This is a genomic window from Prevotella sp. P3-92 (assembly GCF_002251205.1).
Classification (GTDB): Bacteria; Bacteroidota; Bacteroidia; order Bacteroidales; family Bacteroidaceae; genus Prevotella.
Genome location: NZ_NPJE01000027.1, coordinates 16,275 through 41,912 on the forward strand (window position 1 = coordinate 16,275; position 25,638 = coordinate 41,912).

Here is a 25,638-nt window from a genome sequence, read left to right on the forward strand (position 1 = left end):
CAAATGCTTTCAATCTTGGCCATTTCCATTTTGCCAATTCTTGTAGCTTGGCTGTTGGATAAGATATTAGGTGACCCGATGTGGTTACCGCATCCTGTTGTGCTGTTTGGTAAAATCATACATAAGTGCGAAACAATATTAAACAAAGGTCATTGGAAACGGACAAAGGGAGCGGTAATGGCTGTTGTGCTTATTATAATGACTTTTGTCTTGACCGATTACCTTTTGAAAATAGCGTTGGATGTGTCTGTTTATCTATGGATGACCGTGACAACCATACTTGTGTTTTACTGTTTGGCAGGAACAACACTGATTCGTGAAGTTAGACAAGTTTTCTACGCTCTTGATATTTCATTACACAAAGGACGTGAGCGTGTAGCTCGCATAGTAGGGCGAGACACAGCCAATCTTACAGCTCAGGAGGTACGTTCGGCAGCATTAGAAACCATGTCAGAAAACCTAAGCGATGGTGTCGTGGCGCCACTTTTTTGGTTGGTACTACTGGGCGTGCCGGGAATGATGGCATATAAAATGGTCAATACTCTCGATTCTATGATAGGTTACCATAATGAACGCTATCTTCGTTTTGGAACTTGGGCAGCACGCATTGATGATGTAGCCAACTACATACCAGCTCGATTGACAGCATTGATGATGATATTGACTTCAAGTTTTTATTGTTGGTGGAGCAGGTTACGTTTTGTAGCAAAATATGGCAGAATGCATGCAAGTCCTAATAGCGGCTATCCAGAAGCTGCATTAGCATCTATTCTTGATTGTCGTTTTGGTGGACCTCATGATTATTTTGGTCAACGTTTTTATAAACCATATATCGGAGACTGTGATCGCCAACTAAGTACGAAAGATATGATCATTGCCATTGGTGTTAACCAAAGAGTCGAGATTGTTATGATGGTAATTGTATGTGCATCGATTTTGTTTTGAGTACAGAAAAAATTGATATTTCTTTGTTTTTGAGATGTAAACTATAATATTTATCAAATGGCTATAAGTTCACAATCGAATCATAGGAAAAAACTTAATCCACTAATGTTTGTGGGAACAGGAAGTGATGTTGGAAAGAGTGTTGTAGCTGCTGCGTTTTGTAGAATATTTCGGCAAGACGGATATCGCCCAGCTCCATTTAAAGCACAAAACATGTCGCTCAACTCGTATGCCACTCCCGATGGATTAGAATTAGGACGCGCTCAGGCTGTACAAGCTGAAGCGGCAGGAATCCCTTGTGAGGCCGATATGAATCCCATCTTGCTGAAACCGCAGTCTGACCATACATCGCAAGTAGTCTTGTTGGGACGTCCTGACAGCAATCAGTCTGCTGGAAGCTATTTTCGAAAGGAAGGACGAGATCGCTTTCGTAATGTTGCTCATGAAGCATTTAATCGTTTGGCATCCCGTTTCAATCCTATTGTGATGGAAGGGGCAGGAAGTGTTTCTGAAATCAATTTGCGCGAGGTAGATATTGTCAATATGCCTATGGCTCTTTATGCCCATGCAAATGTAATTCTTGTTGCAGATATTGACCGCGGTGGCGTTTTTGCTAGTATTTATGGCAGTATTATGTTGATGACACCTGAAGAACGAAGTCACATTAAAGGTATTATTATCAATAAATTCCGTGGAGACATCAGTCTCTTCGAATCAGGCGCGAAAATGATAGAGCAACTATGTGGAATACCAGTTCTCGGTATCCTGCCTTATTTTCGTGATATTCATATTGAAGAAGAGGATAGTGTCTCGCTGCAGGTTAAGTCGAGACAGGCTGTAAAAGGCAAGGTAAATGTTGCAGTAGTATTGTTGCGCCACATGAGCAATTTTACAGACTTTGATGCATTAGAACAAGATTCACGACTGCATCTTTATTATACCAACAATCCTGCTGATCTTGAAGATGCAAATATCATCATCGTTCCTGGATCCAAATCTACGATAGATGATCTTTGTCTGTTACGTCAGAATGGAATGGCAAAAGCTGTTGTAGAAGCACGAAAACGTGGCGTTACGGTGCTAGGCATATGTGGCGGCTATCAGATCTTGGGAAAGGAAGTACGAGACCCGAATCATGTCGAGGGTGAAATCGAGCGATTGCCAGGGTTGGGACTTTTGCCTGTCGTGACAGTTATTGGTGGTGAAAAAACTACTCGACAAGTTACATTCCAATGTCCTACGCTGGTAAAAGATGAGAATGTCAAGCTTCGCGGTTATGAAATTCACATGGGAACGACAACACTTGATGACAATGCTCAGTCGATGAATCTATTTAATAACCAAACAACTGATGGATGTTTCGTTGATGATCGCTGCATGGGCACCTACATTCATGGAATACTTGATAATGCACCTATTGTTGATGTTTTATTGTCACCATATCTGAAAGATGCTCAACAGCAGTCTGTCTTTGACTATGAAACCTATAAAAACCAACAATATGATTTGTTGGCAGATCATGTTAGACAACATGTTGACATGGAACGCATTTATCACATTCTTACTACGTCTGATTAGCTTTAACTGACAGATAAAGCAGATGTCGCATTTGTGGAAAAAGAAAGAAAAACATAATTCTTCTTTGTTTTTCGCTTACAAATTCGTAATTTTGCAAACGCATTGAGAATAGAAGGGAATGAGGTGAAAATCCTCGACTGTCCGGCAGCTGTAAACAACCCTATATCGACGTGAACAACAAAGTCACTGGTTTGTTACCGGGAAGGCGTTCGCGATCAGGTTGACAAGTCAGAATACCAATTCCAAGCATAAACAAAATTTTTCATCGTACTCTTGGGCTAGGCGATGAGATGTTTATAAATATGAAGAAATTCAATTTGTCGATAATTGCAATGCTTGTCTCTGTAAGCGCAATGGCGCAGACAGACACCATAACAAGCCGTGTTCATCAATTGAAAGAAGTGACTGTGACTAAGAGTCAGCGCAAGCGAATGCTCACAAGTACAGCACCTTTGCAAATGATGGACCGAAAAGACATGCTTACTATGGGAGTAACAGATATGGCAGACGCACTTCATCGAATGTCGGGCGTTACGCTACGCGACTATGGCGGTGCAGGAGGCATGAAGACCGTGGCTGTGCGTGGTTTTGGAGCAAAGCATACCGGTGTAAGTTATGACGGTGTTATGCTTAGTGATTGCCAGAGCGGCGAAATAGACCTTTCTCGTTATTCGCTTGATAATGTCGCCAAGTTATCGTTGGTAATTGGTGATAATGATGATATTTTCATTCCTGCACGTCAGGCGGCATCATCAGCAGTTCTCAACATACAGACATTGCCTTTACCTTCTGATGAAAGAAAACCGCATTTAACTTCTCAGTTGAAGATGGGGTCATTCGGATATGTTAGTCCCTATTTGCGATATGAACAGAGTTTTTCTAAGGCCTTTGCCGTGTCTGCTGTAGCTGAATATATTTATGCCGAGAATGATTATCCTTATGAGATTAAAAATGTAAAGACTGTGACGAAAGATCGTCGTACTAACAGTCTCATGAGTAGCGGACATGGCGAGTTAAACTTTTCATGGCAACCTCATGCAACAAATCGATTGACAGGTAAGATTTACTATTATGACAATTCACGTCAGTTGCCTGGTATCGTCCATTATTATACTAACGTAAGTGGGGAGACTCTTCATGACCGCAACTTCTTTGTACAGGCGGGGTTCCAAAAACGTTGGGGAGATACGTGGGCGTTGAAAACCATTGCCAAAGTAAATTGGTACGAATCTATCTATCGCGACAAACTAATGCCTGGCGCTGTTAACGATGCAAGTTATTGGCAACGGGAATATTATGCTTCTGCTGCCCTGCTGTTTGTCCCAACGAAACATTGGGCAATGGATTATTCTGCAGATTATTCTTTTAACAATCTGAATGGCAGTTCATGGCGCGCCATTATTGGACATCCGTTTCGCCATAGTATTCTTCAGTCCGTTACTGTAAAATATCAAACTGGTCGTTGGGTCATGACGGGAAAACTGTTGCATTCGCTTTTTATCAACCGTCAGAAGAACGTCGAACAGACAGATCGTACCGATGTGCAAATAAATTCTGCACGAAATATGCGTCGTCTCTCACCATCGCTGTCGTTGTCATACAAACTGCTTGAAGATGAAGAACTCTTTCTGCGTGCCAGTTACAAAAATATTTTTCGTTCTCCCACCTTTAATGAGAGTTACTACTATCATTATGGCAGTACCGAATTGAATCCCGAATTAACTGACCAGTGGAATATAGGTGTGACATACTCACCTCATCTCTCACGTTACACTACTGCAACGCTTATGTTTGACAGTTATATCAATAAGGTGAAAGACATGATAGTAGCAGTACCATATAATATGTTTGTTTGGACGTGTATCAATGTCGGTAACGTGCGCAGTATAGGCATCGACGCAACAATGCAGGTTGAACACCAGTTCAATAAAGCTCATAGGTTGATGCTCTCTGGAAGTTATAGTTTGCAAAAGGTGCAAAACCGAACTAATCCTGAGTCGCCCAACTACAATAAGCAGATTGCCTATATGCCTCAACATACAGCAAGTGGTTCTGTTGCTTATGAGAATCCTTGGATAAACTTAATACTGCATGCGACAGGTATGAGTAGCCGTTGGCCTAACAACGAGCATTATCCTTCAACAATGATAGAAGGCTATGTTGATTTTGGCTTGACAGCATATAAACAAATCCATTTTGGACACCATCATGTAGAAATTCGTGGAGACATTAAAAATCTCTTTAATAAACAATACTGTATCGTGGCTCATTATCCGATGCCCGGCAGAAGTTGGATGATATCAATCAATTACAAATTATAATTAAATTATTTATTCAAAATGAAAAAACATTTATTAAGTATGGCAGTACTGCTCATGGGAGCAGCTATGTTTACCGCCTGTGATGACAACGACAATGAACAGCATGAATACATTGTTCCTGTAACAAAAGGTGCATTCCTTGTATGTAGTGGAAACATGAGCAGCAACATCGATGGTAGCGTTTCATACCTCGATTATACCTCTAATCAGGTTGCCAACAAGCAGTTCCAAGCACAGAATGGTCGTTCCTTAGGTGGTACTCCTAATGATGCTTTGGTTTATGGTAGTAAGATGTATATTGCCGTAACTGGTGAGAATACTCTTGAAGTGGTTGATGCCAAGACATTGAAGTCTCTCAGACAGATCAAGACCAATGTGACTTTTGGTGAGGGTTGTCTCAAACCTCGTCACCTTACAGCTTCAGGCGACAAGGTGTATATTTCATTCTACGGCAAGTCTGAATCTTCGTATGATGAGAATTGGAACGCTACAACTAAAGGTAATGGATATGTAGTTGCAATTGACACCACAACATTCACTCGACAAGGTATCTATGAGGCTGGTTCTTTCCCAGAGGGCATCAGCGTGGCAGATAAAAAACTGTATGTCTGCAATTCTGATTATGCAGCATGTACCAAACCTTCTATTTCTATTATCGACCTGACTACAGGTTCTGGAAGTCTGATTAAGAATGATAATATTGTCAATCCACAGAAGATTGTCTTGACTACTGCTGGCGATATGTATGTACTTGATTTTGGAAACTATGGCGATAAGAAGTCTGGTGTATATAAGATTTCTGCCAAAAATAACGAGGTGACACGTCTGATGGATGCCAACGACATGGATTGCATTGGTAGCAATATCTTTGGTTATTATACTGAGTTCGATGCTTCTTACAAACCAGTCAAGACTACTTATCAGGTCTATAATCTTTTAAGCCAGGGAACATCTACTTTCTACACAGATACTAATAACGAGATTATCCCTGCATGTATTGGTGTTGATCCGGTTGTCGGTACCGTGTTCATTGCTTCTAACGTGAAGAATGCTGATACTGGCAAAACTGATTATAAGGCAAATAGCAAGATCTTCATGTTCAACGTTGAATATTCACAACAGGGCGTTTTTGTATCCGCTTCAAAGAATGCTAAGGTGTGGGGCGCTACTGCAGGTGTAGGTCCTTGCGCTTTTGCTTTCAACGTTACCACTAATGTGATCAAATATTAAATAGACAGAGATGCGTCAGTTCATCCTGTTTGGAATGATGACCGTGTTGCTGTCATCCTGCGGAGGCCGAATGGCCGAAGTGCAGGATGGTGGCGACACGCTTCATTTAAAATATTCCTCTTTGTTGACTATTGTGCGTCATGAGGGATATACGATGGCTCAAATCCGTAATCCTTGGAAATCAGGGAAGACTCTTCATACCTATGTATTGGTTCCGAAAGACGAACAGTTACCAGATCAAGCATTACTGCCTGCACAGGCTACCATTATCCGTACACCCGTAGAGCATTCTGCTGTATTTACCACAGTTCATTGTTCTTTACTCGGTATGCTTGGAGCACAGGACAAGATAGTGGCTGTTGCTGATTTGAAATATATCAAACTGCCATTTGTCCAACAAGGGGTAAAAGCTGGTAAAATAGCAGATTGCGGTAGTGGAATGCAACCCATGGTAGAGAAGATTATGGATGTGAAGCCCGATATAATCATGCTTTCTCCTTTTGAAAACAGCGGTGGCTATGGAAAGGTTGAGGAAATCAATATTCCTATTGTAGAATGTGCAGAGTATATGGAAAACTCTCCGTTGGCACGTGCAGAATGGATGCGATTCTATGGTTTGCTTCTTGGACGTGAACAGGTGGCAGACAGCCTTTTCGCTTGTGTAGATAGCTGTTACCACATGCTTCAACAACAAGCTTCAAAGGCTCGTCATGGAGGACATCGCCGTACTGTGCTTTTCGACAAGATGACAGGTTCTGTATGGCATGTTCCCGGTGGACGCAGCACCATTGGGCAGATGGTTAAAGATGCGGGTGGTGACTACCCTTGGGAGAACGATACCCATGGAGGAAGTCTGGCTCTGCCCTTTGAGAATGTTTTAGAACGAGCTGGCGAAGCTGACGTCTGGCTGTTCCGTTATAGTAGTGACCATACCTATACGAAGGCAGATCTCTTAGGGGAGCGCGACGGTTATAAGATGCTGAAAGCATTTCGTCAGAATGAAGTTTATGGATGTAATGTAGAGAAGACATCTTTTTATGAAGAAACTCCATTTCGTCCTGACCTATTGCTTTCTGACATCATCCAGATACTTCATCCGAATTTGATCCAATCAAAACACTTACGCTATTTCGAAAATACAAAATGAACAAAGGCTACATTTCATGCATCATGCTTGGCATCATGGTGCTCTTGTTTTTTGTGGTGAGCCTATTGATTGGTTCTGTCTCGATTCCTGTGAGCGAAACATTTCGCATTCTGATTGGAGAAGAGTCCGTCAAGCCCAGTTGGCAGTATATCGTGATTGAATCGCGCCTCCCTCAGGCTGTTACTGCCATGCTTTGTGGTGCTTCTTTAGCTGTTTGCGGACTTATCTTGCAAACGGCGTTTCGTAATCCGTTGGCAGGTCCCAGCATTTTTGGTGTTAATAGTGGTGCAGGCCTTGGTGTAGCCTTGGTGATGTTGTTTTTCGGTGGAAGCGTTTCGGCTGGAACTGTCAGCATTGGCGGTTTCATGGCTGTTCTTCTTGCTGCATTTGCAGGAGCTATGGGCGTCATGGCGTTGATCTTTTTCTTTTCTACATTGGTGCGAAGTCATGTGATGTTGCTGATTGTTGGCATAATGATAGGATATATGGCTGGTTCTGCCATTTCCTTGCTCAATTTTTTTGCAACAGATGAAGGGGTGAAATCGTATATGGTATGGGGAATGGGATCTTTTGGAGGTGTTTCGCTGAAAATGCTTCCTACTTTTAGTGTGATAACTTTGATAACCTTGGCTGTTTCTTTAGCTCTTGTCAAGCCTCTCAATGCCTTGGTCTTGGGAGATCGCTATGCTGAAAACCTTGGCGTAAACATTATACGTGTACGCAACTGGCTGTTGCTGGTAACAGGTGTCCTTACTGCTGTAATCACGGCTTTTTGCGGTCCCGTGGCATTTATCGGTTTGGCAGTACCGCATATTGCGAGATTGATGTTGGGAACAGACAATCATCGGGTCCTTCTTCCTGCTACAATTCTGACAGGAAGTGCTGTGGCTTTGCTTTGCAATATATTGACGGTATTACCTGGTGAGGGTGGGATAATACCTCTTAATGCCATTACGCCCTTGATAGGAGCACCTGTTGTCATCTACGTTATTCTTTCAAGGCGATAAGCGTGCTATAAAAATTTTCCGAATAAGAAAAGGCTACACCCAAACAGGTGTAGCCTTTTAGTAATGAAAACATATCTTTTTTCCTTTGAGAATTCCTTATGTCTTAAAGAATAGTTTTAACAGCCTCGAGCATACCCTTGTCTTGAATCAGGTCAAGGAAGAGTTTAACCATTCCGTTGAGATTGCTGATCTTGTTGAGGTCTTCTCCCCAGATGAACTCGGCACCGAGTACTCCGTCTGCAACCTTCTGGGTGTCACCAGTTGCCCACAGATCCTTGAGCAAATCCATAATCTTCTGGTCGTCGTTAGGAACGATTTCTGCACCGTCAGCACGCTTGCCACCTTTGTAGTAGGTGATGATGGCAGCCAAACCGAATACCAATCCCTTAGGCAGTTCGCCCTTGCGCTCGAGATAGGTCTTTACTCCGGGCAGATCGCGTGCACAGAATTTGGGGAATGAGTTGAGCATGATGCTGGTCACCTGATGGTCAACGTATGGATTGTCGAAACGCTCCAAAACATCGCTTGCAAACTTCTCAAGCTCTTCAATAGGCAAATCGAGTGTTTGCATCAGTTCGTCAAACTGCACTTTGTGGATGTATTTACCGATGACCTCATGGTTGCAAGCATCGCGTACAATATTAACGCCGCTGAGGTATGCCACAGGAGAGAGTACGGTGTGTGGGCCGTTGAGCAATGTCACCTTGCGCTTGTGGTAAGGTTCCTCCGAAGGAACGAAGAGCACATGGAGACCAGCTTTGTCTGCGGGGAACTCATTAGCTACTTCCTTAGGAGCTTCAATCACCCAGAGGTGGAATGTCTCTGCCTGTACAACAAGGTTGTCGCGGTAAGAAATCTTTTCCTGAATCTCAGCAATTTCCTTGCGTGGGAATCCTGGAACGATACGATCCACGAGAGTGGCATAAACGCCACAAGCTTCTTCAAACCATTTCTTGAAAGCATCACCCAACTGCCACAGTTCGATGTATTTATAGATGCAATCCTTCAGTACGTGTCCGTTGAGGAAAATCAATTCACAAGGGAAGATGATAAGTCCTTTAGTGGGATCTCCGTTGAAAGTCTGATAACGGCGATAAAGCAACTGTACGAGTTTGCCAGGATATGAAGATGCAGGTTTATCATCCAACTTGCAAGCAGGGTCAAAAGCAATACCGGCTTCTGTGGTGTTGCTAATGACGAAACGCATCTCAGGCTGGTCTGCCAATGCCATGAATGCATCGTTCTGTGAATAAGGATTCAAAGCGCGACTGATCACATCGATTCGCTCAAGCGTATTGACGGGCTTTCCGTTTTCACGACCCTGAAGATTAACGTGGTAAAGACAGTCTTGTCCGTTAAGCCAGTCTGCCATACCTCTTTCTATAGGCTGTACTACAACTACGCTACCATTGAAATCGGTTTTCTGGTCCATGTTCCAGATAATCCAATCAACAAAAGCACGAAGGAAGTTTCCTTCACCAAACTGAATCACCTTTTCAGGCATCACACTCTTAGGTGCGAAATGTTTGTTTAATGGTTTCATTTCTAAATATTTTATAGATTGTTTTTAAATGTAGGGCAAAGTTACGAACTAATTGCGAAACTGCAAAAAAAAGATTAATTTATGTCCCATTTTTCTGCGTAAAGGTTTGCGGAGAAAAAAGTGCTTGTTTCTCATTCATAAGTTGAAAAGAATAGGAGTTGATGACTCGTTCTCGGCTTCGGGATGACTTCGGGATGACTTCGAGGTTTTTCCTGTCGTGGACTATCCCCACGACATGTATTTATGAGTTTGGTATCTATTCCCTTGTAAAAACTTTAGAATCCATTTCATTTAGGAATACCTATTTTTGATGATTTATAGTATGGTTTTTGCCTTTTTTGCAGATAATTTACTAATTTTGCACTCGTATTTTTAAAGTATAGCAAATGAAACTATCCGATCTGAAAACGGGGCAACATGCCACGATAGTGACGGTACAAGGCCATGGCAGCTTCCGAAAACGCATCGTAGAGATGGGATTTGTCAGAGGAAAAGATGTAGAGGTTTTGCTTAATGCACCATTGCAGGACCCTGTCAAATATAAGGTTATGGGCTATGAAATCAGTCTGCGTAGGCAAGAGGCTGAGATGATTGTGGTGGATACTGATCCATCCCATCAGCAACCCGTTGTGAATCATGGAACCATGACAGATACAGTTCAAGACACTTGCGACCAATCTTTGCCAGCACATGTTGGCAATACCATCAATGTGGCTCTGATAGGTAATCCGAACTGTGGTAAGACGTCGCTTTTCAATTTCGCCAGTGGTGCTCACGGGCATGTGGGTAATTACAGTGGTGTGACGGTTGATGCCAGCGAGGCTCGTGCGACGTGCGATGGGTTTGTCTTTAATCTTACGGATCTTCCCGGCACCTATTCGCTCTCCTGTTACAGTCCGGAGGAACTCTACGTGCGTGAGCATCTGATGAAACGTCATCCCGATGTTGTCATCAACGTGATAGACTCTTCCAATCTCGAGCGTAATCTTTATCTGACCACTCAACTTGTTGACATGAACGTCAGAATGGTTTGCGCACTCAATATGTATGATGAGTTTGAACGCCGAGGAGACACGTTAGACACTCAAACGCTGTCAACGCTTTTTGGTGTGCCTTTTGTTTGTACGTCATTCAAATCGGGTCGGGGAGTCCAGGAGCTGTTTCGTGAGGTCATCAGCGTATTTGAAGACTGCAACGCGTCTGTTCGCCATATTCACATCAACCATGGTCACGAGATAGAGTCCGGTATTGCCCATATCCAACAGTACCTGAAGCGCAACGAGGTGGTTCGCACGCTTTTTTCAACACGCTATATGGCCATCAAACTTCTTGAGCATGATGACCGGGCAGAGGCTTATGTGGCGAAGATGGAGAATGCCAAAGAGATTATGGCAGCGCGTGACGCAGCAGAACTTCGTGTGAAAGAGGAGAAAAAGACAGACTCTGAAACTGCCATTATGGATGCGAAGTATGGTTTTATTCATGGCGCTCTGACAGAAGCGGGCTTTCGGCAAGGCACCAAGGAAGATACTTACCGCATGACGCATTTTATAGATGATGTGCTTTCCAATAAATATCTGGGCTTTCCCATCTTCTTTTTGATTCTCTATGTGATGTTCCAGACCACTTTCTCGTTGGGCCAGTACCCGATGGACTGGATAGAGTCTGCCGTTTCATGGTTGGGCGAACAGGCTTCTGCGCTGATGCCCGAAGGTCCCTTGCGTTCCATGCTTGTTGATGGCGTGATTGGTGGAGTAGGAGCAGTTATTGTTTTCTTGCCTCAGATATTGATTCTCTATTTTTTCATCTCGCTGATGGAAGATAGCGGCTATATGGCACGTGCAGCTTTTATTATGGATAAGTTGATGCATAAGATGGGGCTGCATGGTAAATCGTTCATCCCTCTTATCATGGGATTTGGTTGTAATGTTCCTGCCATCATGGCTACGCGCACCATAGAGAGTCGGCGCTCTCGTCTTATCACGATGCTTATCTTGCCTTTCATGTCGTGCTCGGCGCGCCTACCTATTTATATTATGATCACAGGAACGTTTTTTGCTGCCCAATACCGTTCATGGGTGATGATCATGCTGTATGTCATTGGTGTGATTGTGGCAATCATAGTCAGCAAGGTGTTCTCGTCATTTGTTGTCAAGGGCGAAGATACTCCTTTTGTGATGGAATTGCCTCCTTACCGCTGGCCAACTCCCAAAGCCATTGGCAGACATACGTGGGAGAAAGGTAAAGAGTATCTCAAGAAGATGGGTGGTATCATTCTCGTGGCTTCCATCGTCGTCTGGGCGTTAGGTTATTTCCCCCACGATGAATCATTATCACCTGTCCAACAAAAGGAGCAATCCTATATTGGCAGTATAGGTAAGGCCGTAGAACCGGTTTTCGAGCTGCAAGGTTTCAACTGGAAACTCGATGTCAGCCTCATTGCCGGTGTGGGTGCAAAGGAAATCGTGGCTTCTACAATAGGTGTTATTTACAGTGGCGACGACTCGTTTGGCGATGATGACTCGTTCAGCGACGATACTGCCAAATATAGCCGCTTGCGCAATCAGATGCTTGCCGATGGCATCACACCGCTTGCTGCCTTCAGCTATCTGCTGTTTGTATTATTGTATTTCCCCTGTATAGCTACGGTCATTGCCATACGCAACGAAACAGGATCGTGGTCTTGGGCTGCTTTCTCTGCCTTCTACACCACGGCAATAGCATGGATTGTCAGCATGTTAGTCTATCAAATTGGTAGTTTGTTTTAGAAACGGTAACTCATAAAAATGAAAATATCAAAAAGAAAATATGTCACCGTCTTCTATGCCGTTGTAGTGGCATTGGCCGTGATTAAAGAGCCTTTGTTGGGCTGTTGTGATTCTACTGAAACCAACGAGGCTGTCGTGACAGATACTGTTCAGAATGTTCCGGCTGTCGTGGCGGAGATAGGAGAAAAACCACACAAGATTGGTTATGTGCCTCCTTACAAGACGACCTTTCCCGATAGCCAGCAAGTGCAACTTGCCGCTGCTGAGCGCCTGGGTGTTCGTCCTGTTGCCAATCGTGCTGATGCGGAAGCACGTAAAAAGGAGTTGGTTTATATTGCCTCAAGTCCTTATTATCATGTAGATCATCTCCGGAGTTCCCTGCCTTATCTTGTGCCTCGTGCGGCAGTATTGCTGCAAGACATAGGTCAGGCTTTCTATGATAGTCTTTATGTCAAGGGAATACCCATCAATCAACTGATTGTAACCAGCGTATTGCGTAGTGAGGAAGATGTTGATAAATTGCGTCGCCGTAATGGCAATGCCACCGAGCGCAGCTGCCATCTTTTCGGCACTACGTTCGATGTTTGTTACAACCGTTATCATCCCGTGATGCGTCCTGTTCGCAACGATACTTTGAAATGGGTCTTAACACAAGTGCTTCGCGATATACGTGAACAAGACCGGTGTTACATCAAATACGAAGTGAAACAGGGTTGTTTTCACATGACAGTCCGTTAATACAGATCATAAAAAGAAGACAATGATATTGCTATTGGCACAAAAACATCTGTTATACATATATAAAAACAATATTCCTTAAATTAGCAGACAAAGTCTTTCCGTATATTCTTTCTCAAATCCGCAACCAATAGGGTTTAGTGTGATTTTGCTTGTAAAACGACAAAAATTCTTTTATTGTACATATTCCGTGCATAATAGTAACTTTTTAAACACAAAATCCCCTTACCCCATAAAGCGACTTGAGGTAATACGCCGGTTTAACCAGAAAAGCATGGCCTTTAACCAAAGTCTGTCTTGAACAGGTTGGCATAAGCATTGTTGTCTGAGTAAATGTTCAATACGTGCCTACGTGGCGTCTTAATGATTCTAATTTTAGTTTGATTTTATTGACAGCTTAGAAGGTGTACTGTATTTGTATGTTTTTTACTACCTATTAAATACAAAAAAGAGAACCATTGCTGATTCTCTTTTTTGAAGTGATTCCGTAGGGATTCGAACCCTAGACCCACGCCTTAGAAGGGCGTTGCTCTAATCCAACTGAGCTACGGAACCAACTTTTCGGCTGCAAAGGTACAAAGAAGTAAGTGAAAAACCAAAGAAAAATGATAATTTCTTCTTGTTTTCTGAGTGAAAGCGATTCTGACTCCGATTATCGAGCCGAATTTACTAATAAAACCGCTTGTAATAGGGGGGAAAGGAAACCAAATGACAGGTGGAAAGTTATATGATGATGGCGGAATGTGTGGAAAAAAACACAGAAATTTCCGATGACTTTCGTAATTTATAAAAATTCGTCAAAAAAATAAAAACGTTGTTCTGAATAAATGTTGTAATTTTGCAACGGAAATCCTGAACGGGAGATGTGAAGTCTATATAATTACATCAAACGAAATAAACTTAAAACAATAACTTATTAAGAATATTGTATAGGTTGGAAACTAAAAATACGGTCCAGTTTGAAGTTATTGAGCGTAAAGTTACGTTTTTTTCTTGAATTATGTGCTGTTTTTGAGGAAAATCTTAGCTGTCACTTGGCCGAAGAAACGAAGTTCTTTGTCGTTGGCATCCAAACTGCTTGATAGCATAGAAATCTGAGTGGAAACGCCTCTGCCCGACACTGTAGAAAGTGAATGCAGAAGCGGAAAATGCAATTTTCCATATAAATGTGGATAGGACAGGCAGAGAAAATAACGTAACTTTGCAGCCGTTATGAGAAACAAATCGTTATTTATTATTTTATTGCTATGGCCTGCAGTAAGCAAGGCTGAGTCTTTGAATATACCATCCGACTCTTCGCGCGTTTATGACCTTGACGAAGTCGTTGTGGTTTCGCAGCCCAAAGATACCTATCGGTTGCGCCAGCAGCCTTTGGCTTCAACGGTAATAGGTCGCGACCAACTTGTTGACCATGGAATGGGAGATATTCGAGACGTCTCTGCTTTTGTTCCTTCGCTTGCCATGCCTGCGTATGGTTCACGTTTTACATCCTCTATTTACGTGCGTGGCATCGGCTCCCGCGTCAACAGTCCGTCAATGGGTGTGTATGTTGACAACATCCCTCTGTCCAACAAAACAGCGTTCAACACCCATCTTTACCAGACCGACCGCGTTGACGTGTTGCGTGGTCCCCAGGGTACGCTCTATGGAATGAATGCAGAAGGCGGACTGGTAAGAATCTACTCTAAATCACCTTTTAGCCATCAGGGTACGGCATTGAAACTGGGATTGGGAACCGCCTTCTATCGTAATGTGGAAGTGGCACACTCCCAACAGTTAAGCTCCAAAGCAGCTTTCTCGTTGGCAGGGTTCTATCAAGGCACAAACGGATTCTATCGTAACACGCAGACCGACCGTTCTGCCGATAAGATGGATGAGGCTGGCGGTCGTTTCCGCCTGATGCTTCGTCCGTCAGCGCATTGGAACATTGATTTCATTAGTGACTACCAGTATGTTCGCCAGAACGCCAACCCTTATGGCGTGCTCCATCTGGACAACAACCGCGTAGATGATCCTAGTCAGAACGAGCAAAGTTGCTATCAGCGCAATCTGTTGACCAACGGACTCCATATCCAATACTCAGGAGCAGGATTCATCATGCAAAGCACCACTTCCTGGCAGTTCTTGCGCGACCGTCTGCTGATGGATGCCGACTATTCGCCTTCCGACTTCTTCAAGGTCGATGAGCGTCAGTTGAGCAATTCGCTCAGTCAGGAGTTTACCATAAAGAGCGCCAATAAGAGCCGTTGGCACTGGACTAATGGTGTGTTTCTTGCCCATGAATGGTTGAAGACCACAGCCCCCAACACCTTCGGACAGGCATTCAGTCAGCAGATGGGCAGTAGAATCGGCAACATGATTTACGGACAGATCTTCCGTTCGCTGGCTGACCGCATGGGCGAAACGGCTGCTGCCGCCATGATTGAGCGATTAGGAGGTGTCCGTGTAAATATGGGATTGTGGGTGCCGAGTTCTTTCCATACTCCACAGTCCAATATCGGCATTTTCCATGAGTCGAATATTGAAATAGCCGAACACCTCACCGCTACCGTCGGTTTACGATACGATTACAGCCGCAACAGTATTTCCTATGATACGAGCGGACAGGCCAACATGGACTTCAGTATCATGGGTTCGGCAGCGAAAGTCAAGATGGTTTCACCATTTGTCAATCAGGAACATTCCTCGTTCCAACAGCTGTTGCCTAAGTTCGGACTGCTCTATCGATGGTCTAACGGAAGTAATATATATACCACTGTGACAAAAGGTTATCGTAGTGGAGGATTTAATATCCAACTCTTTAGCGACATTATTCAGACCGATGTGCAGAACAATCTGCGCGGTGCTTTGCAACAAGCCATGGAGGCACGCAAGGATATTGAGGTCAATATCAGCCATACTGATGAGGAATATGCCACGTTGCTCGAAGGCATCCGCTTCAAATCAGAGGAGAGTTGGAACTACGAGGCAGGTGCCCACCTCAATCTCTTTGGTAACACCGTTCAGGCTGATTTAGCTGCATACTACATGCAGATTCGCAACCAACAACTCTCTGTGTTTAGCAGCGATTATGGCTATGGACGAAAAATGGTCAATGCAGGACGCAGTTACAGTTGTGGACTCGAACTGGCAGTACGCGGTCAGGCGCTGTCCGACCATTTGTCTTGGGCTGCCACTTATGCCTATACCCATGCCGCGTTCAAAGATTACACCACCAATGATAATGCGACAGGCGAAGCTGTTGACTATTGCGGCAAACGCGTGCCTTTTGTTCCCGAACATTCCTTCTCATTGCTTGCAGACTATCGTGTTGACCTTCATCACGACAATTTTAAGGCCATCATCTTCGGAGCCGACCTCAACGGACTCGGCAGCATCTATTGGGATGAAATGAATACTTACCAACAGCAAGTCTATGCGCTGCTGGGGGCTCATATCGGCGTGCAACTGGAATGCTGTCATGTCAATCTGTGGGCTCGCAATCTCACCAATACCCATTACAATACCTTCGCATTCCAAAGCAAAGCGACGGGAGAATCGCTGTATTTTGCACAGCGCGGTAACCCCTTCCAACTCGGAATCGATTTCGGTTGGAACTTTTAATCTCAATCGGTCCTTAGGGAAAAAGGTGATTAAACACACCGATGACCTAAGGACTGATTGTGCTTAGTTGCAAATGTGATACTAAAAATCGGTATTTATGTTAATATTGTTAAAATTAACGAAGATAATTAACGAATAAGTACCCCCATGTTTGTAATATCGCTAACTTTGCAGACATGAAGAAATCCACAATCTGGGCAATAGCCATTATCATGGGACTCTCGTTCCTGGTGCTGCTCTTCCTTCAGTTCTCTTATGCAGAAGAGATGATCAAGATGAAGAAGGAGCAGTTTGACGAGAGTGTCAACCGAAGTCTCTACCAAGCCTCGCGCAACTTAGAGATGAACGAGACGCTGAGGTATTTGGAAAAGGATGTCAACGAGACCGAGCGCCGGGCATTCCGACAGGATTCGGTGATGGTCGATGGACTGGACGGAACCATCAAGCACTCACATCAGTTCTCGGTAGCTACCGACGACGGAACAGTCTATTCTTCCTTCCAGATGAAATCGTTTGAGATGAAACCCGCTAGCGTACCCAAAGGCATGATCATCCGCAAAGACAAGAGTTCCATCTCCGAAGCTGCCAAATCCATGCAGGAGATTGTGCGCAAGCGCTATGTTTATCAGAAAGCACTGTTGGACGAGGTGGTCTATAATATCCTTTATACCGCCAGCGACAAATCCCTCAAGGAACGTGTGAATTTCAAGATGCTCGACCAGGACATCCGTGCCGAGCTCCTCAACAACGGAGTGAATATTCCCTATCATTTCACCGTCTCTACCACCGACGGCCGTGAGGTCTATCGCTGTCCTGACTATACTGACGAGGGAGAAGAGTACAACTATTCGCAGTTGCTCTTCCGCAACGACCCGCAGTCGAAGATGGGCCTGGTGAGAATCCACTTCCCTGAGATGAACAGCTACATCTTTTCATCGGTGCGCTTCATGATCCCGTCCATCATCTTTACCATCGTATTGCTCATCACCTTTATCTTTACCGTGGTGGTGATCTTCCGACAGAAACGCTATACTGAAATCAAAAACGATTTCATCAACAATATGACCCATGAGTTGAAGACACCTATTGCTTCCATCTCACTGGCTGCGCAGATGATGAACGACAATACCGTGACCAAGACAGAAGCCATGACCAAACATCTCGGTGGGGTGATTGCCGATGAGTCGAAACGCTTGCGTTTTTTGGTAGAAAAAGTATTGCAGATGTCGATGTTCGACAAGAAGAGCATCGTGTTCAAGAAGAAAGAACTCGACCTCAACGAGATGGTTGAGAATATCGCCTCTACCTTCTCATTGCGAGTGGAACATACAGGAGGAAAGATATTTACCGAGATAGAAGCGGTGGATTCAGCCATCTATGTGGATGAACTGCATTTCCAGAATGCCATTACCAACCTGATGGATAATGCCGTGAAATACCGCAAACCCGAAGAGCCGATCAATATCTTCATCCGCACATGGAACGATAACGACCGTCTGTACCTCTCCATACGCGACAACGGACAGGGCATCAAGCGCGAGAATATCAAAAAAGTTTTTGAGAAGTTCTACCGCGTGCATACGGGCAACAAACACGATGTGAAAGGCTTCGGTTTGGGACTGGCGTATGTCAAGAAGGTCATCGACCTGCATCAAGGTGAAATCAAATGTGAGAGCGAACTGGGCAAGGGTACTAAGTTTACCATCTCCCTCCCCGTGCTCCACGAACAATAAACAAGAATAAACAAAAATAGAATAATAACATCTAAACATTCATGATTATGGACGACAAACTGAAAATTCTTCTTTGCGAAGACGATGAAAACCTCGGAATGCTTTTGCGTGAGTATCTGGCAGCTAAAGGTTACCAGGCAGAACTTTGCCCCGATGGAGAGGTAGGCTACAAAGCTTTCCTTAAGACCAAATTCGATATTTGTGTACTCGATGTCATGATGCCGAAGAAAGACGGTTTTACTTTGGCACAGGAAATCCGTAGTGCCAACGCAGAGATCCCCATCATCTTCCTTACTGCAAAGACCCTCAAAGAGGACATCCTGCAAGGTTTCAAAATCGGTGCAGACGATTATATTACCAAGCCTTTCTCCATGGAGGAACTCGTTTCACGTATCGAGGCCATCCTGCGCCGTGTACGTGGCAAGAAAAACAAGGAGAGTTCGGTCTATCACATCGGTAAGTTTGTGTTCGACACCCAGAAGCAGACCTTGACCATCGGCGACAAGGTGTCTAAGCTGACTACGAAGGAGAACGATCTTCTGGGCTTGCTTTGCAGCCATGCCAACGAGATTCTGCAGCGTGATTTCGCATTGAAGACCATCTGGATTGACGACAACTATTTCAATGCACGCTCTATGGACGTTTATATCACCAAGTTGCGTAAACACTTGAAAGACGATCCGCAGATAGAAATCATCAACATTCACGGCAAGGGTTATAAGTTGATTTCTCCAGAAGAAGACTAAACCGCTGTTACCTTTGTGAACCAAGTATAGACTGGCGGGTTGCCTTACGAAGTGTAATCCGCTGGTTTCAGTAATATCACATACCGACAAGATTTTATTGCATGGATATAAAAAGTGCTGAATTTAGTTTGAGCGCACCAATGGTAAGCATGTGTCCCAACGACACAAAACCAGAATATGCCTTCATCGGCAGGTCCAATGTGGGCAAGTCGAGCCTGATCAATATGCTGACCAACCGACGCAAGTTAGCAAAGACTTCAGCAACACCTGGCAAGACCTTGCTTATCAACCATTTCATCATCAACAAAGAGTGGTATCTCGTCGATCTGCCGGGCTACGGCTATGCGAAGCGCTCCAAGAAAGAGGTGGCAAAACTCGATCAGATGATCAGAGGATATATTCTGCAACGGGAGCAGATGGTCAATGTTTTTGTATTGGTGGATTCGCGACACGAACCGCAGGCGATAGACCTGGAGTTTATTGATTGGCTCGGACAGTCAGGAGTGCCTTTCGCCATCGTGTTTACCAAAACCGATAAGTTGAGCGGAGGCAAGGCCAGTCAGAATATTGCCAATTATAAGAAGAAGTTGCAGGAAACATGGGAGGAACTCCCGCCGATGTTCCTGACATCCTCCGAAAGTCGGCAGGGTAGGGACGAACTCCTGGATTATATTGATAGTATCAATCAACAACTGAAGGGATAGTATGGCGAAGGACACTCCGTATGTTGATGTGCAAAACCTCTCAAAATCGTTTGGAGCACTTCAGCTGTTCGACAACATCAGTTTCTCCATAGCCGAAGGACAACGCGTGGGACTCGTTGCCAAGAACGGTACGGGAAAATCCACACTTCTCGCTGTCCTTGCGGGCAAAGAGGGATGCGACAGCGGCGACATCGTCTTCCGTCGCGACCTGAGGGTTGGATTCCTGGAACAGTCTCCACGGTTCGACCCTGACGAGAGTGTGCTCGATGCCTGCTTCAACCACCAGGGCGATCCCGATAAGGTGTTGAAAGCCAAACAGGTGTTGACGCAGTTGAAGATTCGCGACCTCAACCAACCCATGCGGCAGTTGAGTGGCGGACAGCAGAAACGTGTCGCACTCGCCAACGTGCTGCTCACCGAACCCGATCTGCTGATTCTCGACGAACCCACCAACCATCTCGACCTGGAGATGATAGAATGGCTCGAAGGCTACCTCTCGCGAGGCAACCGCACCTTGCTCATGGTCACCCACGACCGATTCTTCCTGGACCGCGTCTGTTCGGTCATCCTCGAACTCGACGAGCGTACGGTCTATACCTATCGTGGCAACTACGCCTATTACCTCGAAAAGCGACAGGAGCGTATTGATGCGAGACGAGCAGAAATTGCCCGTGCCAACAATCTCTATCGCACCGAACTGGAATGGATGCGCAGAATGCCACAGGCGCGAGGCCATAAGGCACGCTACCGCGAAGAGGCTTTCTATGAGTTGGAGAAGGTGGCTAAGCAGCGCATGGAAGAGCGCCAGCTCCGCCTCAAGGCGAGCAATGTATATATCGGCAGTAAGATCTTTGAGTGTCAGTACATCTCCAAGCGCTTTGACGATGTGGTCATCCTCAAGGATTTCTACTATAACTTCTCACGCTTCGAGAAGATGGGTATTGTGGGCAACAACGGCACGGGAAAATCCACCTTCATCAAAATGCTACTGTCTCAGGTGCAACCTGACGAAGGACGTATCGTCATCGGCGAAACGGTGCGCTTTGGCTATTTCTCGCAGGAAGGCTTGCAGTTTGACGAACAGATGAAGGTCATCGATGTCATCACTGCCATTGCCGATTATGTTGACCTGGGTAGCGGAAAGCGCCTGACAGCGTCCCAGCTCTTGCAGTATTTCCTGTTTACACCCGAACAGCAGCACAACTACGTGTATAAGTTGAGCGGTGGCGAGCGACGCAAACTCTACCTCTGTACCGTGCTGATGAAGAATCCCAACTTCCTGGTACTCGACGAGCCCACCAACGATCTCGATATTGTGACCATGCAGATCCTCGAAGAGTATCTACAGGATTTCCCCGGTTGCGTGATTGTCGTCAGCCACGACCGCTATTTCATGGATAAGGTGGTCGATCATCTCCTGGTTTTCAAGGGACAGGGCGAGGTGAAAGACTTCCCCGGCAACTACAGCCAGTACCGCCAGTGGCTCGCCATGGAAGAAGCGGCAACGGTCAAGGATAACAAGGAACCGAGGGGAAAGACTGCCAAGTCCTACCGGCATGATGACCGGCGGCGAATGACTTACAAAGAGCGGTTGGAGTTTGAGAAACTCGAAAAGGAAATCGCACAACTCGAAGAGGAACAGCACCTGATAGAAGATGCCCTATGCAGCGGTACGCTGTCTGTCGATGAAATCACCGAGAAGAGCAAGCGCCTGCCAGTGCTTCAAAGCGAACTCGATGAGAAGTCGATGCGGTGGCTTGAACTTTCAGAGATAAAAGACGAATCGAGGAAATAAACGAATCGGGAAAATAATACCAAAGAAATGATCAGTCAGCAATATCCGTCGCAGTTGCTCGAAAGAGCCGTGCAGGAGTTTTCCAAACTCCCTGGCGTGGGCCGTAAGACAGCACTTCGCCTCGTGCTTCATCTGTTGCGACAAGAAGATCAGGACGTACAGGCTTTTGTGGAGGCCGTCAGTCGCCTGAAGCACGATGTCTGCTATTGCAAAACCTGTCACAACATCTCAGATGCTGAGCGATGCCCCATCTGTGCAGACCCAAGGCGCGACGCCACTACGGTCTGTGTCGTGGAGAACATCCAGGATGTCATGGCGGTGGAAAACACTCAGCAGTATCAGGGATTGTATCATGTGTTGGGCGGAGTCATCTCGCCCATGGACGGCATTGGACCCTCCGACCTTGAAATCGATTCGTTGGTCAAACGGGTGGAAGAAGGGGGAGTCAGGGAGGTAATTCTCGCACTCAGCCCGACCATGGAAGGTGACACCACCAATTTCTATATCTTCCGCAAACTCGCTCCCTATGATGTCAGCATCTCTATCATCGCACGGGGTGTGTCTGTAGGCAACGAACTGGAGTATACCGATGAGGTGACCCTCGGAAGGTCTATCGTCAACCGCACGCCGTTTGAGGGCAAATGACCGCTACAAATTATTTATATCTATAAGAAACGGTAATAATCTCTGTAGCATATAGCAAACGAATAAACAACAAACGAAATGGCTAAGACAATATCCTATCTGCAACACTGGCTGATGATGACCTTCTGGACCATCCTGACACTTACCCTGCTAATCACCGTACTGCTGCGCACCACCGATTGCTGCGCAACGCTGCAGGTGATCTCCAATCCTGTCGTGGAATATGTAGTCGATATGGTAGCAGTATGCCTCACTATCGCACTCGTACCCCTTGCCTTACGACTCATGTATTGCCAGTCCGTACGCCGCAAGTTGCCCGAGAAGTATGCCCGTTGGGCATGGACACGCCAGTTGCTGCTCCAGTCGGTATTTGCCATCGATGCGGTATGTTACGGACTCTTCGATAAGGCATCCTATTTCTATCTCGCCATCATCTCACTGTTGGCAATGGTATTCGTCTATCCCTCGCAAAAACGCTGTGAGGCAGAGACAAGCAAAAGCGAAACGGAATGAAAAAACTCTCTGTCGTCATCGTAAGCTATAATGCACGCCAGTATCTCGGACCCTGTATCCGTAGCGTAGAACAGGCGATGAAAGGTATTGACGGAGAAATCATCGTCGTTGATAACCTGTCGTCCGACGGCACCGTCGAAGACCTCAAGGCCCATTTCCCGCAGGTGCAGGTGGTGGAGAGTGGGGGAAATATAGGTTTCGCAAAAGCCAACAACATCGGCATACGGTTGAGCCACAGCCCCTATGTGCTGCTCCTCAATCCCGATACCGTGGTGGGCGCCAATACACTCCGTCAGACCGTCGATTTCATGGAACAGCATCCGCAGGTGGGAGCAGCAGGAGTCCAGATGCTCAATGCTGACGGAACACGCGCACCGGAATCACGGCGAGGACGCCCCACAGCCCTTGTCGCTCTGTATAAGATGTGTGGACTGGCACGCCTCTTTCCCAACAGCCACCGCTTCGCACGCTATTACATGAGTTGGCTGTCATGGTCAGAACCGGCGGAGATCGATGTGATCAGCGGAGCCTTCGCCATGTTGCGCCGGAAGGCACTCGACCAGGTGGGACTGCTCGACGAAGATTTCTTCATGTACGGCGAAGATATCGACCTCTCCTGTCGCCTCCTCGATGCAGGGTGGCACAACTGCTATCTGCCCTGTAAGATCGTACACTATAAGGGAGGATGCAGCGACAAGACCACTGTCAGTTACGTCCGTGTGTTCTATAAAGCCATGATCATCTATTATCGGAAACATCATGCACAGACCAATTTCTGCATCAGAAAACTCGTGGAACTCGCCATCTGGATTCGTGCATTGTTGGCCATGATAGGCATCCTGCCCTCACGACTGGTCAGAACACGCGTCAAAACCATTATCACCCCTCAAGACTTACTCACATGAAACAATTACCCGTTATCACCCTCCGTGCCATGGAACCCGAAGACCTTGAAGTGCTCTATACCATCGAGAACGATCGTTCCCTGTGGGACATGGGAACCTCCAATGTGCCGTATTCCCGCTATTCACTCCGCGACTACATCGTTCATGCCAGTAATGATATCTATGTCGATCGGCAGGTGCGGCTGGTCATAGAAAACAGCGAACACCAGGTAGTGGGACTTGCCGACCTTGCCAATTTCGACCCACAGCACCTCCGTGCCGAACTCGGACTGGTGGTAATTCGCCAATACCAGCGCCGGGGATATGCCGAAGCTGCCGTGGTGCAGGTCCTCGATTATGCCCGTCATATCCTGCATCTCCATCAGCTCTATGTCATCATCGACCAGCGCAACGAAGCTGCCTTGCAAATCTTCCGTAAATACTGTTTTATAGCAGGCAGGACCCTCAAAGATTGGCTATTTGACGGGGAAAAATACCATGATGCCAGCTTTTTTCAAAGAATTTTATAACTTTTCTTTAAAAAGGTTTGGTGGTTTCAAAAATTCTCACTACCTTTGCACCCGCTAAACAAGAAAAGACTGGTGCGTTAGTTCAGTTGGTTAGAATGCCTGCCTGTCACGCAGGAGGTCACGAGTTCGAGTCTCGTACGCACCGCCACTCTTTTCAACGCATAGCAAAGGTGCGTTAGTTCAGTTGGTTAGAATGCCTGCCTGTCACGCAGGAGGTCACGAGTTCGAGTCTCGTACGCACCGCTGAAACAAAGCTCATTGAAGAATATTCAGTGAGCTTTTTTATTTGTCGGCTGCCGAAACGGGCAGTAACGCTATTGTAGATGCTGACATAAACAACAATAATAATGAAAACAAAACAACTGATAATACTCGTTGGTGCGATGCTCTGTTGCGCAGCGTCGCTGATGGCACAGTCAAAACCGTCCGTTGCCATCCTTGGAGATTCCTACAGCACCTTCAAAGGCTATGTGCAACCCGATACCAATGCCGTTTGGTACCCACAGTCTGATGTAAAAAACAACGATGTGCAAGATATCACCCAGCTCTGGTGGTATCAGTTCATCTGCGACAACGGCTTCCGCCTCAGTCAGAACAATTCGTTTTCAGGAGCAACCATCTGTCATACAGGCTATGATGAGGCAGACTATAGCGACCGGTCGTATGTCACCCGCCTAAACAACCTATTGCCCGCAGACCTCATCTTCGTTTTCGGAGGCACGAACGACAGTTGGGCGAAATCGCCTATCGGCAACTACCAGTACGGCGGTTGGAGCAACCGGGATCTCTATCAGTTCCGCCCCGCCATGGCATATCTTCTTGACGGCATCCAGAAACGCTATCCCGGCACCACAGTCTATGTCATCATCAACGATGGCTTGACCGACGAGATCACCACGTCGATGAAGACCGTCTGCGACCATTATCAGGTGAAATACATCCAATTGGAATGCATCGACAAACAATGGGGACACCCCTCACAGAAAGGCATGAAACAGATTGCTGCGCAGGTGGCAAAAGCGGTGTGCCGTCAATAGCGTCCGCCATGCTTGATGCCACCCACATAAAGGACGATGCCCCCCACAATCAGCAGTAGTCCTGTGATCAGCAAACCATTGGTGGTATGGTGCAGGAAATATGCCGTGGCAAGAGTTATCACGCCAGATAGAATCAGCAAAATTCCTATGGAGGCAAATTTTTTATTCATA

At 45.7% G+C, this 25,638-nt stretch carries 20 protein-coding genes, 3 tRNA genes and 1 riboswitch; of the genes, 20 read left to right on the forward strand and 3 right to left on the reverse strand.

Annotated features, from left to right (window positions below):
• The first annotated feature begins 3 nt into the window (after positions 1-3).
• The 6 genes from cbiB to CIK93_RS04345 all read left to right on the forward strand — a co-directional run bounded on the left by cbiB (position 4) and on the right by CIK93_RS04345 (position 8,228).
• A complete protein-coding gene (gene cbiB / locus CIK93_RS04320) occupies positions 4-945 on the forward strand; it encodes an adenosylcobinamide-phosphate synthase CbiB (protein WP_094446687.1) in 942 nt (313 codons plus the stop codon).
• Positions 946-1,002: 57 nt separating this feature from the next.
• Positions 1,003-2,523: a cobyric acid synthase gene (locus CIK93_RS04325; protein ID WP_094435310.1), complete on the forward strand. Its 1,521-nt coding sequence runs from the start codon at positions 1,003-1,005 to the stop codon at positions 2,521-2,523.
• Between the two features lie 69 nt (positions 2,524-2,592).
• A riboswitch (cobalamin riboswitch) is annotated at positions 2,593-2,783 on the forward strand.
• Between the two features lie 42 nt (positions 2,784-2,825).
• Positions 2,826-4,844 (forward strand): TonB-dependent receptor, encoded by a 2,019-nt coding sequence (locus CIK93_RS04330; protein ID WP_094446702.1) that lies wholly within the window; start codon positions 2,826-2,828, stop codon positions 4,842-4,844.
• A 39-nt stretch (positions 4,845-4,883) separates the two neighbouring features.
• The gene (locus CIK93_RS04335) at positions 4,884-6,074 is read left to right on the forward strand and encodes a YncE family protein (protein WP_094446688.1); all 1,191 of its coding nucleotides are present in this window, start codon (positions 4,884-4,886) and stop codon (positions 6,072-6,074) included.
• Positions 6,075-6,084: 10 nt separating this feature from the next.
• On the forward strand, positions 6,085-7,221 hold the full coding sequence (locus CIK93_RS04340) for an ABC transporter substrate-binding protein (RefSeq protein WP_094446689.1): 1,137 nt from the start codon (positions 6,085-6,087) through the stop codon (positions 7,219-7,221).
• Positions 7,218-8,228 carry an iron ABC transporter permease gene (locus tag CIK93_RS04345; protein WP_094446690.1) on the forward strand — a complete coding sequence of 337 codons (1,011 nt, stop codon included), beginning with the start codon at positions 7,218-7,220 and terminating at the stop codon, positions 8,226-8,228. The genes CIK93_RS04340 and CIK93_RS04345 overlap by 4 nt, the downstream gene beginning before the upstream one ends.
• Positions 8,229-8,331: 103 nt before the next feature.
• On the opposite strand, the gene CIK93_RS04350 is transcribed toward CIK93_RS04345, so the two are convergent.
• Positions 8,332-9,771 carry a tagaturonate reductase gene (locus CIK93_RS04350; protein ID WP_094390769.1) on the reverse strand — a complete coding sequence of 480 codons (1,440 nt, stop codon included), beginning with the start codon at positions 9,769-9,771 and terminating at the stop codon, positions 8,332-8,334.
• 386 nt (positions 9,772-10,157) lie between these two features.
• Here CIK93_RS04350 and feoB point away from each other — a divergent pair, with 386 nt between their 5' ends.
• Positions 10,158-12,539 (forward strand): ferrous iron transport protein B, encoded by a 2,382-nt coding sequence (gene feoB / locus CIK93_RS04355; protein ID WP_094446691.1) that lies wholly within the window; start codon positions 10,158-10,160, stop codon positions 12,537-12,539.
• Between the two features lie 18 nt (positions 12,540-12,557).
• Complete coding sequence (locus tag CIK93_RS04360; RefSeq protein ID WP_094390767.1) at positions 12,558-13,277, forward strand: DUF5715 family protein; 720 nt, start codon at positions 12,558-12,560, stop codon at positions 13,275-13,277.
• Positions 13,278-13,757: 480 nt separating this feature from the next.
• Here CIK93_RS04360 and CIK93_RS04365 read toward each other — a convergent pair.
• Positions 13,758-13,832, reverse strand: a tRNA-Arg gene (locus CIK93_RS04365).
• 720 nt (positions 13,833-14,552) lie between these two features.
• Between CIK93_RS04365 and CIK93_RS04370 the strand changes: the two genes are divergently transcribed.
• From CIK93_RS04370 to CIK93_RS04425, 12 genes are all read left to right on the forward strand, one after another.
• On the forward strand, positions 14,553-16,880 hold the full coding sequence (locus CIK93_RS04370) for a TonB-dependent receptor (protein ID WP_254046733.1): 2,328 nt from the start codon (positions 14,553-14,555) through the stop codon (positions 16,878-16,880).
• 176 nt (positions 16,881-17,056) lie between these two features.
• A complete protein-coding gene (locus tag CIK93_RS04375) occupies positions 17,057-18,613 on the forward strand; it encodes a sensor histidine kinase KdpD (protein ID WP_094390765.1) in 1,557 nt (518 codons plus the stop codon).
• A 47-nt stretch (positions 18,614-18,660) separates the two neighbouring features.
• Positions 18,661-19,359 carry a response regulator transcription factor gene (locus CIK93_RS04380; protein ID WP_094435367.1) on the forward strand — a complete coding sequence of 233 codons (699 nt, stop codon included), beginning with the start codon at positions 18,661-18,663 and terminating at the stop codon, positions 19,357-19,359.
• 101 nt (positions 19,360-19,460) lie between these two features.
• Positions 19,461-20,063, forward strand: a complete 603-nt coding sequence (gene yihA / locus CIK93_RS04385) for a ribosome biogenesis GTP-binding protein YihA/YsxC (RefSeq protein ID WP_094390764.1) — start codon at positions 19,461-19,463, stop codon at positions 20,061-20,063.
• A gap of 1 nt (position 20,064) precedes the next feature.
• On the forward strand, positions 20,065-21,858 hold the full coding sequence (abc-f, locus tag CIK93_RS04390) for a ribosomal protection-like ABC-F family protein (RefSeq protein ID WP_094446693.1): 1,794 nt from the start codon (positions 20,065-20,067) through the stop codon (positions 21,856-21,858).
• A 27-nt stretch (positions 21,859-21,885) separates the two neighbouring features.
• The gene (gene recR, locus CIK93_RS04395; RefSeq protein WP_173815116.1) at positions 21,886-22,503 is read left to right on the forward strand and encodes a recombination mediator RecR; all 618 of its coding nucleotides are present in this window, start codon (positions 21,886-21,888) and stop codon (positions 22,501-22,503) included.
• Positions 22,504-22,581: 78 nt separating this feature from the next.
• Positions 22,582-23,016, forward strand: a complete 435-nt coding sequence (locus CIK93_RS04400) for a hypothetical protein (protein ID WP_094446694.1) — start codon at positions 22,582-22,584, stop codon at positions 23,014-23,016.
• Positions 23,013-23,921: a glycosyltransferase family 2 protein gene (locus tag CIK93_RS04405; RefSeq protein WP_094446695.1), complete on the forward strand. Its 909-nt coding sequence runs from the start codon at positions 23,013-23,015 to the stop codon at positions 23,919-23,921. Before CIK93_RS04400 ends, CIK93_RS04405 begins: the two co-directional genes overlap by 4 nt.
• Positions 23,918-24,430: a GNAT family N-acetyltransferase gene (locus CIK93_RS04410; RefSeq protein ID WP_094446696.1), complete on the forward strand. Its 513-nt coding sequence runs from the start codon at positions 23,918-23,920 to the stop codon at positions 24,428-24,430. Before CIK93_RS04405 ends, CIK93_RS04410 begins: the two co-directional genes overlap by 4 nt.
• 71 nt (positions 24,431-24,501) lie before the next feature.
• Positions 24,502-24,578, forward strand: a tRNA-Asp gene (locus CIK93_RS04415).
• A gap of 21 nt (positions 24,579-24,599) precedes the next feature.
• A tRNA-Asp gene (locus tag CIK93_RS04420) sits at positions 24,600-24,673 on the forward strand.
• Positions 24,674-24,777: 104 nt separating this feature from the next.
• Positions 24,778-25,467 carry an SGNH/GDSL hydrolase family protein gene (locus CIK93_RS04425; protein ID WP_094446697.1) on the forward strand — a complete coding sequence of 230 codons (690 nt, stop codon included), beginning with the start codon at positions 24,778-24,780 and terminating at the stop codon, positions 25,465-25,467.
• Here CIK93_RS04425 and CIK93_RS13605 read toward each other — a convergent pair.
• Positions 25,461-25,637 (reverse strand): hypothetical protein, encoded by a 177-nt coding sequence (locus CIK93_RS13605; RefSeq protein WP_158215469.1) that lies wholly within the window; start codon positions 25,635-25,637, stop codon positions 25,461-25,463. The genes CIK93_RS04425 and CIK93_RS13605 overlap by 7 nt on opposite strands.
• Position 25,638: the final 1 nt, after the last annotated feature.